General features: G+C 53.4%; 18 protein-coding genes and 1 other annotated feature. Of the genes, 4 read left to right on the top strand and 14 right to left on the bottom strand.

The window, feature by feature from the left end; genetic code table 11:
- Positions 1 to 143 precede the first annotated feature (143 nt).
- The 6 genes from CAFE_RS06750 to CAFE_RS06775 all read right to left on the bottom strand — a co-directional run bounded on the left by CAFE_RS06750 (position 144) and on the right by CAFE_RS06775 (position 3657).
- On the bottom strand, positions 144 to 455 hold the full coding sequence (locus CAFE_RS06750; protein ID WP_066642431.1) for a spore coat protein: 312 nt from the start codon (positions 453 to 455) through the stop codon (positions 144 to 146).
- 19 nt (positions 456 to 474) lie between these two features.
- Positions 475 to 657 carry a ferritin-like domain-containing protein gene (locus CAFE_RS06755; protein ID WP_066642434.1) on the bottom strand — a complete coding sequence of 61 codons (183 nt, stop codon included), beginning with the start codon at positions 655 to 657 and terminating at the stop codon, positions 475 to 477.
- A 97-nt stretch (positions 658 to 754) separates the two neighbouring features.
- Complete coding sequence (locus CAFE_RS06760) at positions 755 to 1126, bottom strand: type II toxin-antitoxin system PemK/MazF family toxin (protein ID WP_066642437.1); 372 nt, start codon at positions 1124 to 1126, stop codon at positions 755 to 757.
- A 212-nt stretch (positions 1127 to 1338) separates the two neighbouring features.
- A complete protein-coding gene (locus tag CAFE_RS06765) occupies positions 1339 to 1872 on the bottom strand; it encodes a hypothetical protein (protein WP_066642440.1) in 534 nt (177 codons plus the stop codon).
- A 32-nt stretch (positions 1873 to 1904) separates the two neighbouring features.
- Positions 1905 to 3164 carry an NAD(P)H-hydrate dehydratase gene (locus tag CAFE_RS06770; protein ID WP_066642442.1) on the bottom strand — a complete coding sequence of 420 codons (1260 nt, stop codon included), beginning with the start codon at positions 3162 to 3164 and terminating at the stop codon, positions 1905 to 1907.
- Positions 3145 to 3657, bottom strand: a complete 513-nt coding sequence (locus CAFE_RS06775; protein ID WP_066642445.1) for a DUF6106 family protein — start codon at positions 3655 to 3657, stop codon at positions 3145 to 3147. The genes CAFE_RS06770 and CAFE_RS06775 overlap by 20 nt, the downstream gene beginning before the upstream one ends.
- Before the next feature lie 159 nt (positions 3658 to 3816).
- Positions 3817 to 4033, top strand: a binding site (T-box leader).
- Positions 4034 to 4082: 49 nt separating this feature from the next.
- On the opposite strand from CAFE_RS06775, the gene pheS reads away from it, so the two are divergent.
- The 4 genes from pheS to CAFE_RS06795 all read left to right on the top strand — a co-directional run bounded on the left by pheS (position 4083) and on the right by CAFE_RS06795 (position 8144).
- Positions 4083 to 5102, top strand: a complete 1020-nt coding sequence (gene pheS, locus CAFE_RS06780; protein WP_066642450.1) for a phenylalanine--tRNA ligase subunit alpha — start codon at positions 4083 to 4085, stop codon at positions 5100 to 5102.
- A gap of 12 nt (positions 5103 to 5114) precedes the next feature.
- Positions 5115 to 7493, top strand: coding sequence for a phenylalanine--tRNA ligase subunit beta (pheT, locus tag CAFE_RS06785; RefSeq protein WP_156990170.1), 2379 nt, complete (start codon positions 5115 to 5117; stop codon positions 7491 to 7493).
- A 66-nt stretch (positions 7494 to 7559) separates the two neighbouring features.
- Positions 7560 to 7805, top strand: coding sequence for an IreB family regulatory phosphoprotein (locus CAFE_RS06790; RefSeq protein WP_066642453.1), 246 nt, complete (start codon positions 7560 to 7562; stop codon positions 7803 to 7805).
- A 36-nt stretch (positions 7806 to 7841) separates the two neighbouring features.
- Positions 7842 to 8144 (top strand): hypothetical protein, encoded by a 303-nt coding sequence (locus CAFE_RS06795; RefSeq protein ID WP_066642454.1) that lies wholly within the window; start codon positions 7842 to 7844, stop codon positions 8142 to 8144.
- A gap of 116 nt (positions 8145 to 8260) precedes the next feature.
- On the opposite strand, the gene purD is transcribed toward CAFE_RS06795, so the two are convergent.
- The 8 genes from purD to CAFE_RS06835 all read right to left on the bottom strand — a co-directional run bounded on the left by purD (position 8261) and on the right by CAFE_RS06835 (position 15382).
- A complete protein-coding gene (purD, locus tag CAFE_RS06800; protein WP_156990171.1) occupies positions 8261 to 9520 on the bottom strand; it encodes a phosphoribosylamine--glycine ligase in 1260 nt (419 codons plus the stop codon).
- 28 nt (positions 9521 to 9548) lie between these two features.
- Positions 9549 to 10727 (bottom strand): phosphoribosylaminoimidazolecarboxamide formyltransferase, encoded by a 1179-nt coding sequence (locus tag CAFE_RS06805; protein ID WP_066642458.1) that lies wholly within the window; start codon positions 10725 to 10727, stop codon positions 9549 to 9551.
- 15 nt (positions 10728 to 10742) lie between these two features.
- On the bottom strand, positions 10743 to 11453 hold the full coding sequence (locus CAFE_RS06810) for an IMP cyclohydrolase (protein ID WP_066642460.1): 711 nt from the start codon (positions 11451 to 11453) through the stop codon (positions 10743 to 10745).
- Positions 11441 to 12085 (bottom strand): phosphoribosylglycinamide formyltransferase, encoded by a 645-nt coding sequence (purN, locus tag CAFE_RS06815; protein WP_066642463.1) that lies wholly within the window; start codon positions 12083 to 12085, stop codon positions 11441 to 11443. Before purN ends, CAFE_RS06810 begins: the two co-directional genes overlap by 13 nt.
- Positions 12079 to 13113, bottom strand: a complete 1035-nt coding sequence (gene purM, locus CAFE_RS06820) for a phosphoribosylformylglycinamidine cyclo-ligase (protein WP_066642466.1) — start codon at positions 13111 to 13113, stop codon at positions 12079 to 12081. Before purM ends, purN begins: the two co-directional genes overlap by 7 nt.
- A gap of 33 nt (positions 13114 to 13146) precedes the next feature.
- Complete coding sequence (gene purE / locus CAFE_RS06825; protein ID WP_066642627.1) at positions 13147 to 13644, bottom strand: 5-(carboxyamino)imidazole ribonucleotide mutase; 498 nt, start codon at positions 13642 to 13644, stop codon at positions 13147 to 13149.
- Between the two features lie 341 nt (positions 13645 to 13985).
- A complete protein-coding gene (locus CAFE_RS06830; RefSeq protein ID WP_066642472.1) occupies positions 13986 to 14915 on the bottom strand; it encodes an SPFH domain-containing protein in 930 nt (309 codons plus the stop codon).
- Positions 14916 to 14935: 20 nt separating this feature from the next.
- On the bottom strand, positions 14936 to 15382 hold the full coding sequence (locus CAFE_RS06835) for an NfeD family protein (protein WP_228725047.1): 447 nt from the start codon (positions 15380 to 15382) through the stop codon (positions 14936 to 14938).
- Positions 15383 to 15526 lie beyond the last annotated feature (144 nt).

The following is a 15526-nucleotide window of genomic DNA, read 5'->3' on the forward strand; positions in this document are numbered from 1 at the left end:
CGGAGCTTAGCATTGCTATTCCTATTTCGACGATTTGTCTCGCAAAGTTTTCAACAAAAGCTTCGTATTTAGATCACTTTTCAACATAAACGGGGGTGTTGCAAAATTTTCATTTTGCAACACCCCCCCCCGATTCAACCAGGTCAGCCCTGAGAACTCTGACTCTGGAATTTCTGTTTTGCCTGTTGAATTTTCTGCTGCTGGGCGTCGGGAACATTGTACCAGCCGCGCTTTTTCATGGTGTCAAAAACCTCGGACTGAATCTGATGTTCTTCGGAAAGAATATTCATAAATTCGTCCCTGACATTTTGCGTAACACATTCATTCGTGTAAGTGTTGTAGGTGTCCGTCATATATTTCTGAGAAGCCAGCGCATCATCCATGAGTTCTCTTTCCCCCATGGGGCTGCTGACCTGAGTACCGCTGACCTGGCCCGGATTCTGATTGAAATTCATCCTGAATGTTCCTCCCTTTTTAAGAATTTAAAAATCCCATTAGCTTGTCGAAATGGCACTGGTGCTTCTGCGCAATCGAACTGCATTTCTGCTTTAGCTCCTGGTCGGAGCACATCTGTGAGTACGCGTTGTACTTTGTAATCAAGACATGCTCGTGAGCGAGCTGATCTTCAATTGCCGAAAGCTCTTTTTCAGAGATCATCTAAAAACACACTCCTTTTTAAAAATTGTGTTTTTAGTATCCGGCAGAATCAATATTTTATACGTTGCCGGACGTTGTCTTTCGTAAATCAGGCGGTCTATGTAGCCTGCCGCACCGGTTCCTGTTCGTTGAGGCCGAAGCTGATAGACAAGGCCTGATCCACCATTAACATCGCCTTGTTGTCAAGACGTCCCATACGTTCTTTCAGTCTGTGCTTATCGATTGTCCGCACCTGCTCGAGCAGCACGATTGAATCCTTTGCAAGTCCGGTCGTACTGGCATTGAGCATGATGTGCGTAGGCAGATTCGCTTTTGAGCGCTGACTGGTGATTGCGGCGGCAATCACGGTCGGGCTGAACCTGTTCCCGATATTATTCTGTATGATCAGTACCGGCCGCACTCCGCCCTGCTCGGACCCTACCACCGGACTGAGATCGGCATAATAGATATCGCCTCTTCGAATATTCATTTTTTCACACTCCGAAAATAAATGATATAGCAGATTTTGGATTTCCGCGAATAGTATTGACATTCTTTGAAAGATTTATTCGTTCTGCGGAGCCTGTTATATAATATTAACGGAGTACCTTTGTTGACAGTAGCGGTCGCCGTACTCATCAGGTCAAACCCCAAAAAATAAAACCGTCGAAAATTTCAACGGTTTTTTGTGATTTAATTTTATCAATCAGGTTCAGGGGCAAGATTCAAGTCCACTTCAATCGTTTTTTCCGCGTAATCGTAAAAATCCACCGTAACATTGCAGTCCGGCACGCTGAGCGTCTTTATTTTTCCGGTCTCAGGGTCAGCCGTCAGCGTGTAATCATACCCCGCGTTTCCGGAAAACTCATTGTCATGGGTCGGAATCAGGGAGCCCGGCTTTTCCGCCTGATCAAGCGTATGTACCATCACGGCCGCGAAAGAATCCTGCGGAAGCACGCAATCCTTGCCGCCCGCGGCAAGCCCCTGAAACGTTGCCGTGAATCCGTCGCCGTTCCAGTTCCAGCAAAGTCCCTCCGGCCCGCCCGAAAGAATCTCCAGCGCCGCGTTTTCCGGACCCAAGCGCTGAAAAGAGCATGTGACGCTGCCCCCCGAATAATGCACGTTCGCTTTACAATCAAGTTGAAAGTCCAGATCCTCGACACCGATTCTGGACTTTGCGCAGCCGCCCAGCAGCAGGCACAGCGCGGCGGCTGCTGCGATCATATTCCGGCGCAAAGGCACCCCCCCAAAAAGCGGGCGGAACGCAGCTACCGCCCTAATTCCAAAAACAACTCCGGCAGCTTTCCGATCAGGTCGGTCGGCAGCATGGCGCATTGGGACAAAGTCCCCGCGCAGCGGTCCCCGGCAAGGCCGTGCAGATACACCGCGCCGGCAGCCGCGGAAAACAGGTCGACCCCTTGCGCCGCAAAGGACGCGATCATACCCGCCAGCACATCGCCGCTTCCGCCCTTGGCCATCCCGGGATTTCCTGTCGTATTCCGATACAGCTTTCCCTGAGGGGAAACGACCAGGGTTTCAAAGCCTTTCAAGACCAGAATAACCCCCAAATCCCGTGCAAACGAACGGGCGAACAGTTCCCGGTTTTTCTGAACCTCTTCCGGGGTAGTCCTCAGAAGACGCGCCATTTCGCCGGGGTGCGGTGTCAGCACGAGCGGAGCGCGGACTGTTTTCAGTTCATCTATATGCTCCGACACAATATTTATTCCGTCTGCGTCAAGGACAAGCGGAACATCCGCCGTTTGAAGAACTCTCGAAACCGTTCTTCTTGCAAAAGGGCTTTTCCCCAGGCCGCAGCCGACAAGGCACGCGCTCGCCCGGGACAACGCCGAATCCAGTGATTCCAGGTCCCGGTCCGCCAAATCTCCGCCCGGCGAGGCGTCAAGCAGCGTAAACACCGCTTCCGGAGCAAGGGAAGCGACAATCGGATAGATGGAACGCGGCAGGGCCGTTTCCACAATTCCGGTGCCGCACCGGAGCGCGGACAGTGTGCTCATCGCCGCCGCGCCCGCCATTCCTTCGCTGCCGCAGACGCATAAAAGGCGCCCGTAGCAGCCCTTATTGCTCTCCGGCCCGCGCGGCTTCAGCATATTCAGAAGTATTCTTCTTCCCTCCGGTACGTCCCGCTCCTCCGAAATCTGCATCTCTGATTTTTCATTCCAGCCGACCACCGTGGCGGCGGCTGTTTCAGCGGTATGTGTCACGCTGACGGAGAAGCGCATATTTTCAGCCAGATGAGCCGCCTTCCCCGTCAGTTGAAGCCTCGGCTTGCCGTTCGGTCCGCGAAGAAGCTCCGCCTCCCGCAGGCAAAATCCGCTCAGGCCCGTTCCGACCGCTTTTGAAAACGCTTCTTTCGCGCAGAAGCTGGCGGCGACACTTTGAGCCGGAAAACCCCGCCGGGCGAGCTGCTCATACTCCGATTTCCCAAGAATTCTCGCGCAGAACAAAGGATTCCGCATGGATTTTCTGATTCTGGCGATTTCAACCAGATCAGTACCGATCAAAAGCATCTCTCGCCACCTGTCTCGGCAAGAAAGGCCGAATTGCCGTCAGTGTTTTTTCATCCGGGCTGAAAACGACCAGGACATTCCCCAACTTGGAATCCCGGGCGCAGAAATACCATGCGTCGGAACCGTCTTCCCGTTCCGATGCGACGATACGGGAAGCAAAACTCTTTTCACGCAGCTTCTGCGCGTCATATTTTCCCATTTCCTCCACCGTATGGGCATCCACGGAAATGACCCGTTTCCGTTTCCGTTGATAAATGATTTTGTCGACCGTGATATCTCCGTTCGTAACGCTGTATTCATATTCAATGCTCCGCGATGTGATCAGATAATAGGCGCCGTAGCAAACCCCGGCCAGAACCAAGATAGCGATCGGCGGCAGAATGATCACGGATAAAAGCACAAGGATGATTCCAAGCACAATAATTCCGAAAATAAACAAATAGTCTTTTATCCCGAATTTCTTTTTAATCAGCTGCTCCACAAAAATGTCCATTCTTCTCCCCCTGACAATTCTTTTCCCTTATTTTAGCACAGGGATGAATTCTTTACAATGAATGCCCTCCATTTTCCTCGAATTCCTGCTTAAGCCGGCTTCTGCGGATATTTTTCTTGCATTCGGACAACATTCGTGTTATATTATGTCTTACAGAAATCAAACGCTGTGATAAAGGAAGTAACCTTTCTTTTCTTCCGCGCAGAGAGAACGTGTCACCGGCTGAAAGCACGTTTGCGGATAAGACTGGCGAAGTTCCCTTTGGAGCGGTGCGGCTGAACCATTCGCAGTAGGCCGCAACGGGCGGCACCGTTAGCAGGCTGTCAGAGTACAAATACAGGGTGGTACCACGGAGCTTTGCGCTTTCGTCCCTTGCGGGAGGAAAGCGTTTTTTATTTTTCACCGAAAGAAAGGATGAAGCCGAAATGAAAGAACAGCTGGAGCTTCTGCGCAAAAAGGCGGAAACGGAGCTGAAACAGGCGCAGGACCGCCAAAGCCTTGAAAGCCTGCGAATTAAATATCTTGGAAAAAAGGGTGAATTGACCGCAATTTTAAAACAGATGAAAAATCTTTCGGAACAGGAACGGCCTGTCATCGGGCAGTTCGCGAACGAGCTTCGCACGCTGATTGAAAAGGAGCTTACGGACCGTGCGAAAGAACTTCACGAGGCAGAAACCGCGCTTCGGCTGAAAGCAGAGGAGATCGACATCACCCTGCCGGGCAGGCGCCACAAGCTCGGCCACCCTCACCCGCTGAATCTGGAGCTGAATGAAATCAAGGAAATTTTTATCGGAATGGGATTCGACATTGTCAGCGGTCCGGAAGTGGAATTCGACTATTATAATTTTGAAGCTCTGAATATTCCGAAAGACCACCCCGCGCGCGATACGCAGGACACGTTTTACATCAACGACAACATTGTCCTGCGGACGCAGACTTCACCCGTTCAGGTGCGCACGATGGAAAAGCAGAAGCCGCCCATCCGGATTATCTCCCCCGGCCGCGTCTATCGCTCCGATGCCGTCGACGCGACCCATTCCCCGCTGTTCCATCAAATTGAGGGACTGGTCGTCGATCAAGGGATTACCTTTGCAAACCTGAAGGGCACGCTGGAAACTCTCATCCGTCGGATGTACGGCGAAAATTCCGTCGTGCGGTTCCGTCCGCACCACTTCCCGTTCACGGAGCCTTCCGCAGAAGTCGACGTGCAGTGCTTTCACTGCCACGGCGAGGGCTGCCGCCTGTGCAAGGGAGAGGGCTGGATTGAGATTCTTGGCTGCGGCATGGTTCACCCGAAGGTACTCTCAAACTGCGGCATCGACCCGGAAGAGTACAGCGGCTTTGCGTTCGGCATGGGGCTGGAGCGCCTTGTCATGCGCAAATACAAGGTGGACGACATGCGTCTCTTTTTTGAAAACGACGTTAGATTCCTGAATCAGTTTTAAGGGGGAATTGGAATGGATTTGTCAATGAAATGGCTCAAGGAGTTTGTAGAGCTTCCTGATATGCCGATCCGCTCTTTCACGGAAGCGATGACTATGAGCGGCTCCAAAGTTGAAAGCTGGCGGAAAGAGGGCGACGAAATTCAAAACGTCGTTGTCGGAAAGGTTCTTTCTCTGGAACGTCACCCGGATTCCGACCACATGTGGATTACCATGACCGACGTCGGCAGCGGTGAACCGCTTCAGATTATTACAGGAGCGCAGAACCTGAAGGTCGGCGATCTGGTGCCTGCCGCGCTTCACAATTCGTGTCTGCCGGGCGGCAAGAAGATTAAAAAAGGCAAGCTGCGCGGGCTAGAAAGCAACGGCATGCTCTGCTCCCTTTCAGAACTCGGGTTAACCAAACATGATTTTCCATATGCGATTGAAGACGGAATCTTTGTCATTCGGGAGGACTGCCGTCCGGGTCAGCCGATTCAGGAGGCGATCGGTCTTGACGACACCGTCGTGGAATTCGAAATCACCTCCAACCGGCCGGACTGTTTCTCTGTCATCGGCCTTGCCCGAGAAGCCGCCGCAACGTTTCATAAGCCGCTGAAGCTTCACACCCCCGCCGTCAAAGGCGGACACGGTTCCGGCGCTGAGATGATAAGCGTTTCGGTGGAAGCGCCGGACCTTTGTCCCATGTATTCCGCGCGGGTTGTGAAAAACGTCAGGGTCAAGCCCTCACCGCGCTGGCTGCGCGAACGTCTCCGTGCGATGGGCGTGCGCCCGATCAATAACATCGTCGATATTACAAACTACGTCATGCTGGAATACGGCCAGCCGATGCACTCGTTTGATTACCGGTTTATTCAGGGACATAAAATCACCGTGCGCCGGGCCAAGGAAGGTGAAAAAATCATGACGCTGGACGGCACCCCCCGCACGCTGCGTGAAAAGAATCTTGTGATTGCGGATGAAAACCGGGCCATTGCCGTTGCGGGCGTGATGGGCGGCGAAAACAGCGAAATTGTGGACGGCACCACGACGATCGTCTTCGAATCAGCTTGCTTCAAGGGCCCGTCGGTCCGCACAACCGCGCGCGACCTCGGCATGCGCACGGATGCTTCCTCCCTGTATGAAAAAGGGTTGGACCCCAACAACTGCATTCCTGCGCTTGACCGCGCGTGCGAGCTGGTGGAACTGCTGGATGCCGGCGACGTAACCGACGGCATCCTTGAAGACCGCCATTTTTCCCCCGAGCGCCGCAGAATTCGCTTTGAGCCGGACTGGACCAACCGTTTTCTCGACATATCCCTAAGCGCGGAGAAAATGAAAACAATCCTTTCCAAGCTGGACTGCGAATTTGACGGCGACGAAATTCTGGTTCCTTCTTTCCGGCCCGACCTGGTTCATAAAGCCGATATTGCGGAAGAAATCGCGCGTTTCTACGGCTACGACAAAATTGCATCTACCGCGCTCAGCGGCGGTGCCCAAGGCAAATACACCGCCAGGCAGAAATTCGAAAAGCTGATCGGCGACACCATGTTGGCGCTCGGGGCAAGCGAAATCATGACGTATTCCTTTATCAGCCCGAAATATTACGATAAAATCCGGATGCCCGCGGATTCTCCGCTGCGGAATTCCATCGTGATTTCAAATCCGCTCGGAGAGGACACCGGCATTATGCGCACAACCGCCCTGCCCTCTATGATGGAGATTCTCTCCCGCAATTACAACAACCGGAACGACTCCGCGTGCCTTTACGAACTTGCGACGGAATACCATCCGACCTCGGCGGAGCAGCTGCCTGAGGAAAAACTGGAGCTGATCTGCGGAATGTACGGGAACGGCTCCGATTTCTTCACCGCAAAAGGTATGGTAGAAGACCTTCTGGAAAAGCTTAATGTAACAGAATGGGACATTTCCGCCGCGACGGAGGAATTCGCCTATCATCCCGGCCGGTGCGCCGCTTTATCCATTGGCGGCAATCCGCTGGGCATCATCGGGGAAATCCACCCGAAAGTAATGGAAAACTACGGGATGGATTGCAGAGCAGTCAGCTTTACGCTCGATGTGGATTCTCTGTTCCAAAACGCCGGCATGGATAAAACCTACCGTCCGCTTCCCAAATTTCCGGCCGTGGCAAGAGACCTTGCTTTAATCTGTGAGGATAAAACTCCCGTTATGTCTCTCGAAAAGGCTATCCGTATCGGTGCCGGCTCCCTGCTTGAACGAATCGAACTGTTTGACGTATACCGTGGAGAACAAATTGAAAAGGGCAGAAAGAGCGTCGCGTTCCGGATTGTGCTGCGTTCCCCGGACAGCACGCTGACGGAAGAACAGATTACGGCGGCGATGACCCGGGCCGTAAAGGAGCTTGAAAACATCGGGGCCATCCTGCGCTCCTAGTTCACAATTTATTTCTTGCATTTCATCGCACGTTGTTGTATGATGAACAATACTGGAGGTGTTCCTATGCTCGATAAAACGGTGACTTTTTCACTTGGAAGCGACCGGGAGGAAGGCATTAAGAAAATCCTCACAACCGTATATGACGCTCTGAAGGAAAAAGGATACAACCCCATTAATCAGATTGTGGGTTATATTCTTTCAGAGGACCCCACCTACATTACGACTCACAACAATGCGCGGAGCCTGATTCGCAGAATTGACCGCGACGAGCTTTTGCAGGTATTGGTAAAATCCTATCTGGGCGAATAAAGCCCGAACGAATGAAGAAGAGGAGGTCGACAGCGAATGGCAGACAAGCAAAATGACGGGGAACCGCAGTTTCCAACCTATAAGGGAAAACCGTTGGTACGCTGCGGAGATGTGATTTATTATGGAAGCATGAAGGACCGTTATGTCGTCAGGCTGGAAATAAAAAGCAAGAAGAAAGTCAAGGACTTGGACGTGGCGGATCGGGTCGGCATTCAGCTGATGCTGACGGATCAGACTGTGCGGAACCGGAAACAGATTGTAAAGACCAGCGAAAAAAACGGTCTGTACCTGGCCATGGATCTTGCGGATGTCTGGCTCAGCAGAGCGCTGGCGAAATAAATTTTAAAAGCCCAAACACAGGCCCGCAAAACACTGAGCTGTTTTGCGGGCCTTTCATCCGGAAGAGCCGTGCTGCCTTTCAAATCAGGAAGCAGCGCGGCTCTTTATTCTGCATTTTACTTTCCGATATCATTCCGATAGTGCGCGCCCTCAAAATGAATTCCGGACACGGCCCGATACGCTTTTTCCAGCGCCCGGGGCAAATCCGTGCCAAGAGCCGTTACTCCGAGCACGCGCCCGCCGCAGGTGTAAAACTTCCCGTCCCGATACGACGTTCCGGCATGGTAGACCGTCGCGTCCTCCGCCTGCCCGTTTTTATCGAGGCCGGTGATTTCAAAGCCTTTTTGATATTGAACCGGATACCCTCCGGATGCCATGACTACACATGCACAGGCTTCGTCGCTCCATTCGATCGGCTGCTGTTCCAGCTTTTCATCCACGACGGCCTCCATAATCTCGACAAGGTCGGTTCTCAGCCGCGGCAGCACTACCTGAGCCTCCGGGTCGCCGAACCTGGAATTGTATTCAATCACCTTCGGACCGTCCCGCGTCAGCATCAGGCCAAAATACAGGCAGCCCTTGAACGGGCGGCCTTCTTCGTTCATCGCACGGACCGTCGGCAGGAAAATTTCTTTCATACAGCGTTCGGCAAGCTCCGGCGTGTAGTACGGATTCGGGCTGATTGTCCCCATTCCGCCGGTATTGGGGCCTTTGTCTCCGTCCAATGCGCGCTTGTGATCTTTCGAGGAAACCATCGGGCGAACGCAATTTCCGTCCGTAAAAGCGAGGATGGAGACCTCCGGGCCGATCAGAAATTCTTCAACAACCACACGGTTTCCGGAGGAACCGAAAACCTTATCTTCCATAATCGTCTTAATTCCCGCCTCCGCCTCTGAAAAATCGGAGGCGATGATTACGCCCTTGCCAAGCGCCAGTCCGTCCGCCTTGATGACGGTGGGAAATTTTCCGCGATTACGAATCGATTCAAGCGCCTTGTCCGGTTGGTCGAACACTTCATAATCCGCCGTTGGAATTCCGTATTTTTTCATCAGGTATTTGGAAAACACCTTGCTGCTTTCAATCTCCGCCGCATCCGCTTTTGGGCCGAACGCCCGGATTCCCGCGTTTTCCAGCGCGTCCACCATTCCTGCCGCAAGCGGATCATCCGGCGCGACAACAACCAGATCGATCTGATTCCGCTTGGAAAAGGCTACGACGCCCGCAACATCCATCGCGGGAATCGGGACGCATTCGGCGTCGCGGGAGATTCCGCCGTTTCCCGGCGCGCAGTAGATTTTTTCCGCTTTCGGGCTTTCTTTTAGTTTTCTTACTAAAACATGCTCGCGGCCGCCGCCGCCGATCACCAATATTTTCATGATTCTCCCCGCTTTCGTTTTCAGCCGGTCAGTGATGAAACAGGCGAAGGCCGGTGAACGCCATTGCGATTCCGTATTGATCGCAGGTCTCAATCACGTTGTCGTCGCGGATCGAGCCTCCCGGCTGCGCAATATAGGAAACGCCGGACCGGTGCGCGCGCTCAATGTTGTCCCCGAACGGGAAAAACGCGTCGGAGCCAAGGGACACGCCGGTCTGCCGGTTCAGCCAGTCCCGCTTCTCCTCCCGTGTGAGCGGTTCGGGCTTAACCGTAAAGAAGTTCTGCCAGACACCTTCCGCAAGCACATCCGCGGAATCCTCAGAGATATAAACGTCGATGGTATTGTCGCGGTCCGGACGGCGGATATCGGCGACGAACGGAAGCCCCATCACCTTCGGGTGCTGACGCAGCAGCCAGTTGTCCGCTTTATTCCCCGCAAGGCGCGTGCAGTGAATTCTGGACTGCTGTCCGGCGCCGACGCCGATGGTTCTTCCGTCCTGCACGTAGCACACGGAATTACTCTGCGTATATTTCAGCGTGATGAGTGACAGGATGAGGTCACGCTTCGCCTCATCCGGGATTTCATGATTTTTTGTGACGATATTGACCAGAAGCTCGGGGCCGATCACCGCTTCGTTACGGCCCTGCTCGAATGTGACTCCGAACACATCCTTATGCTCGACCGGCTCAGGCCTGTAATCCGGGTCAATTTGAATGATATTGTACGTGCCTTTTCGCTTTGACCTGAGAATTTCCAGCGCCTTTTCGGTGTATCCGGGGGCGATCACACCGTCGGATACCTCCCGCTTCAGCACAAGGGCCGTCTGTTCGTCGCAGACGTCCGACAGAGCAGCAAAGTCGCCGTAGGAGGACATCCGGTCCGCGCCGCGCGCCGCGGCATACGCCGACGCCAGCGGAGAGAGCTCCAGGTCGTCGACAAAACAAATCTTTTTGACCGTGTCGGACAGTTCCACCCCCAGCGCCGCTCCTGCGGGGCTGACATGCTTAAAGGAAGCAGCCGCCGGCAGACCGCAGGCCGCTTTCAATTCCCGCACCAGCTGCCAGCTGTTGAATGCGTCCATAAAGTTGATATAGCCGGGACGGCCGTTCAGAATTTTAACGGGCAGCGGTCCGCCGTTTTCCATAAAAATTCTGGCGGGCTTTTGATTCGGATTGCAGCCGTATTTCAGCATCAGTTCGTTTGCCATTCCAGTTCCTCCCTCTCAGCGGTTCTTATTCAGGATTCTTGTTTCGGTCAGTCCTGTTTTCAGGTTGATAAAACGGACAAACAGCGAAATTTTATTGTCTTCGTTTAAAGCGTTCCAGATTCCGTGGGTCAGTTCGTCTATTCCGCCTTCCAGCGCGACCCGGACCGGTTCGCCCTCAAAGGAAGGGAGCGGATCCCCGTCGCCGGAATAAGTATGGATGATTCTTCCTTCCCCGGCGGCGGGTGAATTGTATTCAAAGAACTGGCGGTGCGCGGAGTCCGGCGACCCGTCCCAGCTTTTTAAAATCGAAAGGGTAAACCGGAGCCCGCCCTCCGTTTGAACCAGTCCGGAGATTCTGGGTGTGTAGTTCGGGGCATCCGGCTCAAAAGTACGTGTGCGCAGCGCTTCTACAAATGATTTGCCCGCCTCCAGATACTCGCAGACCGTGTCCGTCTGATCTCCGTTTGTCACAACCGTAAAAGCCCCCGATACCCGAACCGGGGAGTAAATAATCAGGGATGCGTCGCTCAGCTTTGACTCGTCGAACGCCCGTGTCCGAATGCCCTGCCCTTCTTCCTCGAAGACCCGGTTCCGGCTGTTTTCACTGCGTCCCATGATAAAATAGGCAATAACAGCATACTTTCCGTCTTCGCTGTTTCCGAGAAGAATTCCTCTTCCCGGGTAAGGATTGGAACCCAGATATTCCGCTAAATTCATTCGCTGCATGGCAAATCCCCCTTTATCTTCACAACGCCGTTTTCAACTTCCAGAAACCCCGCGCAGAACAGAGCAACCGCCTTCGGCAGCAGCTTCCATTCCGCCTGCTCCATGACGCGCCGCTGCAGGGTCTCAGGAGTGTCCCCCGGCAAAACCTCCACGGCCTTCTGCAAAATGATCGGGCCGCCGTCGCAGACCTCATTGACAAAATGAACCGTAGCGCCCGTCACCCGGACCCCTTTTTTCAGCGCGGCCTGATGCACCCGCAAGCCGTAGCAGCCCTCCCCGCAAAAAGCCGGAATCAGCGACGGATGGATGTTGATCATCCGGTTCCGGTAGCGTTCAATCACGCGCGGGCTGATGATTGTCATGAAACCGGCCAGTACGATGAGTCCGATGTGTTCCCGCTCCAGCAGGCCGATCAGTTCCGTATCATAATCATCCTGTTCGGAGAAGCTGCGCCGCCGCAGCACCTCGGTACGGATCCCGGCCTGTTCCGCGCGGGTCAGGGCATAGGCGTCTTCTCTGCTTGACACAACCAGAGTAATCCTTCCGCCCGGTATTTTACCGGCTTTCTGCGCGTCGATCAGCGCCTGCAGGTTGGTTCCTCCTCCGGAGACAAGAACGGCAATGTTCAGCATAGCTCGACGCCTTCCCCGCCTTCGGCAATTTCACCGATGACACGAGCCGGCATTCCGTTCGCGTTCAGGAATTTCACCGCCCGGTCGGCATTCTCCGGGGCTACGGCGGCGCACATTCCGATTCCCATGTTGAAGGTGTTGTACATGTCGCGCTCCGGGATATTTCCCTGCTGCTGCAAAAGAGCAAAGACCGGCATTTGCGGCAGACGGTTTTTTTCGATTCGGGCCGTCACGCCCGCCGGAAGCATACGCGGAACATTTTCATAAAATCCGCCGCCCGTAATATGGGAAACCGCCTTGACAGGGATCTGCCGCATTAATTCAAGCATCGGTTTGACATAAATCTTCGTCGGCTTGAGCAGCTCCTCGCCCAGGGTGCAGCCTAGATCGCCGATCTGCATATTCACGTTCCGATCCCCGATATTGAACACCTTGCGCACCAGTGAAAACCCATTGGAATGCAGTCCGGAGGACTCCAATCCGACCAGCGCGTCCCCGGGGCGGACAGAAGTACTGTCCAGTATTTTCTCGCGGTCTACAACGCCGACCGTGAATCCGGCAAGGTCATATTCGTCTGCCGGGTAAAAACCGGGCATCTCCGCGGTTTCTCCGCCGATCAGCGCACACCCGGCCTGAACGCAGCCGTCCGCGACGCCGGATACGATTTTCTCAATACTTTCGGGGTGATTTTTGCCCACGGCCAAGTAATCCAGAAAGAACAGCGGTTTTGCACCGCAGCAGACCACGTCGTTCACACACATGGCAACACAGTCGATCCCGATCGTATCATGCCTGTCCATTAAAAACGCAAGCTTCAGCTTGGTTCCCACCCCGTCGGTACCGCTGACAAAAACCGGAGCTTTCATTCCGGAAAGATCCGGCTGGAACAAGCCGCCGAATCCCCCGATGCCGGAAAGGACTCCCGGTATGTTCGTTCTTGCCACATGGCTTTTCATCCGTTCCACAGCCTGGTATCCCGCCGTCACGTCCACACCGGCCGCCTTGTAACTTTCACTGTAACTTTTCATTCTTTCCTCCATCAATCTGCTTGATTAACCCTTTCAGAGCTGTTCTGCCTGCGCACGAATCGCCGCGTCTTTCGCGGCAACCTTTTCGCTCATCTGCCGTTTCATCTGCTCCAGCTTTTCCGCCAGCTCATCATTTCCAAGGGCGAGAATCTGCGCCGCAAGGACAGCCGCGTTCTCCGCGCCGTTGACCGCTACGGTCGCGACCGGAATTCCGCCGGGCATCTGTACGGTCGCGAGCAGCGCGTCCAGCCCTTCAAGAGCGGAAGATTTCATCGGAATTCCAATGACCGGCAGAGTGGTGTAGGCCGCAAGCACACCTGCCAGGTGCGCAGCCATCCCGGCAGCGGCGATCATGACGCCGAAACCGTTCGCTTTGGCATTCTTTGCAAATTCAGCCGCCTCGGCGGGTGTCCTGTGTGCGGAAAGAACATGTACCTCACATGGGATTTCAAGGGACTTGAGCTTTTTGACCGCGGCCGAGACAACCGGAAAATCACTGTCGCTTCCCATTATCACGGCTACCTTTTTCATATTCTGCATTTTTATTCTCCTTTATCTGTCTAAAAACAGAAGGCTGGCGGACACTGCTGACGAGAATGGCGGAAGAAAAACGGCTGCCGGACTCCGAAACGGAAAAAGGCTGCGCCTTTTTCCGGCGCAGCCTGCAGTTCTACTGTAGAATTTTAACACACCCGGCAAGGACAGCACCGACAGAAATCTTTTGGGCCCGATTTTTTCCCAACCCTGTCATTGCATCCACCTCCGAAATCCTCGCCCTATTATTGTAGGGGATTCCAACAACAAATTCAACTGTTCCCTTCCTAAGGAATGTTTTTTCGACTCTTTAGCAAGGAATACAAATCAAGTGAGAATTAACTTTGTGCAGACTTACCCGTCTGCCCGCCCATTGGAGCGTCAACAACCAACTCCTTCAGCGAAGTGGCAAGCCCTGCCAGGGATTGAATCTGGGACGGAATGATAATTTTGGTCGCCTTTCCGTCCGCGGCCTTCTGGAACGCTTCCAGACTCTTGAGCGCAATCACGTTCTCGGCCGGATTGGCGGTATTCAGTAAAACAATACTGTCGGCCAAGGCTTTCTGCACGAGCATAATCGCTTCCGCCTGACCCTGTGCTTCCAGGATTTTGGTCTGCTTCGCGGCGTCGGCGCGCAAAATAGCGGACTCTTTGTCGCCTTCCGCGATCAGGATCGCACTGCGCTTTCCGCCCTCTGCGGTAAGAATCTGGGCGCGGCGCTCACGTTCGGCCTTCATCTGCTTTTCCATGGAATCCTGAATTTCTTTCGGCGGAATTATATTCTTCAGTTCCACTCGGTTGACCTTGATGCCCCATGCGTCGGTCGCCTCGTCCAAAATCGTACGGATTTGCGTGTTGATGGTGTCGCGGGACGTCAGGGTTTTATCTAATTCAAGATCGCCGATAATATTCCGCAGCGTTGTGGCGGACAGATTTTCTATTGCGGAAAGTGGACGTTCCACGCCGTACGCGTACAGTTTGGGATCCGTAATCTGAAAATAGACCACCGTATCGATCTGCATCGTCACGTTGTCCTGCGTAATCACCGGCTGAGGGGGAAAATCAATGACCTGCTCCTTCAGCGAAACCCTTTTTGCAATTTTATCAACGAACGGAACCTTGATATGCAAACCGGTGTTCCAGGTAACATGATAGGCCCCGAGACGCTCCAGCACATAAGCGTGAGCCTGCGGCACCACCTTGATGTTTGAAATCAGCAGGATGATTACCAAAAGAATAATAACAATGCCGACAATAAATCCACCCATGAATAATCCCTCCATAAAAATTAATCGGTCTTCAAACGGACGATCAGTTTCACACCGTCTATGGATTCAACAGATACGCGCGATCCGACAGGGATGACGGAGCCGTCGGACGAACGCGCCGTCCAGATGCTCCCCAGAACATTGACCTGACCCACGCCAAGCGTATTGTTAATTTCAACAGTCACGACGGCAATCTTTCCAAGATAACGATCCGCGTTTGTTCCGGTCGTTTTAAAATCCAGAACTTTTTTGACAAACGGTCTTGTGGCAATCAGCGTAACCGCAGATACAAGCGCAAAAATAAGCACCTGCACGGAAACCGAGGCTCCGACAAGACTGGCGATCAGTCCCCCGATTCCGCCCACAACAAACCAGATGGAAACCAGCTGCGCCGTGGAAGCTTCCAGAACAGCGGCAAGCACCATGACGGCAATCCAGATAAACGGCATATATAGAATATAAATCAATAAGACCCCCCTTAAAAGGACCCGGATGGATGAAATCCCCATCTATAGCATATGGTACCATAAAACTATGAAAAACGCAATATAAACAGAGCAGAATCAGGCTTTGCCGCGCATCTCCTTGATTGGGTGCCCGTTTCAAAATTC

The organism is Caproicibacter fermentans (assembly GCF_009746625.1).
GTDB classification, from domain to species: Bacteria; Bacillota; Clostridia; order Oscillospirales; family Acutalibacteraceae; genus Caproicibacter; species Caproicibacter fermentans.

Bases quoted from the DNA above. Each gene is read 5' to 3' on its own strand.
- purD (WP_156990171.1), bottom strand. From the start codon at position 9,520: ATGAAAATATTGGTGATCGGCGGCGGCGGCCGCGAGCATGTTTTAGTA.
- CAFE_RS06795 (WP_066642454.1), top strand. From the start codon at position 7,842: ATGGCAGACAAGCAAAATGACGGGGAACCGCAGTTTCCAACCTATAAG.
- CAFE_RS06805 (WP_066642458.1), bottom strand. From the start codon at position 10,727: ATGGCAAACGAACTGATGCTGAAATACGGCTGCAATCCGAATCAAAAG.
- CAFE_RS06755 (WP_066642434.1), bottom strand. From the start codon at position 657: ATGATCTCTGAAAAAGAGCTTTCGGCAATTGAAGATCAGCTCGCTCAC.
- CAFE_RS06830 (WP_066642472.1), bottom strand. From the start codon at position 14,915: ATGGGTGGATTTATTGTCGGCATTGTTATTATTCTTTTGGTAATCATC.
- pheS (WP_066642450.1), top strand. From the start codon at position 4,083: ATGAAAGAACAGCTGGAGCTTCTGCGCAAAAAGGCGGAAACGGAGCTG.
- CAFE_RS06770 (WP_066642442.1), bottom strand. From the start codon at position 3,164: ATGCTTTTGATCGGTACTGATCTGGTTGAAATCGCCAGAATCAGAAAA.
- purN (WP_066642463.1), bottom strand. From the start codon at position 12,085: ATGCTGAACATTGCCGTTCTTGTCTCCGGAGGAGGAACCAACCTGCAG.
- CAFE_RS06760 (WP_066642437.1), bottom strand. From the start codon at position 1,126: ATGAATATTCGAAGAGGCGATATCTATTATGCCGATCTCAGTCCGGTG.
- CAFE_RS06775 (WP_066642445.1), bottom strand. From the start codon at position 3,657: ATGGACATTTTTGTGGAGCAGCTGATTAAAAAGAAATTCGGGATAAAA.
- purE (WP_066642627.1), bottom strand. From the start codon at position 13,644: ATGAAAAAGGTAGCCGTGATAATGGGAAGCGACAGTGATTTTCCGGTT.
- CAFE_RS06750 (WP_066642431.1), bottom strand. From the start codon at position 455: ATGAATTTCAATCAGAATCCGGGCCAGGTCAGCGGTACTCAGGTCAGC.
- CAFE_RS06810 (WP_066642460.1), bottom strand. From the start codon at position 11,453: ATGCAGCGAATGAATTTAGCGGAATATCTGGGTTCCAATCCTTACCCG.
- purM (WP_066642466.1), bottom strand. From the start codon at position 13,113: ATGAAAAGTTACAGTGAAAGTTACAAGGCGGCCGGTGTGGACGTGACG.
- CAFE_RS06790 (WP_066642453.1), top strand. From the start codon at position 7,560: ATGCTCGATAAAACGGTGACTTTTTCACTTGGAAGCGACCGGGAGGAA.
- pheT (WP_156990170.1), top strand. From the start codon at position 5,115: ATGGATTTGTCAATGAAATGGCTCAAGGAGTTTGTAGAGCTTCCTGAT.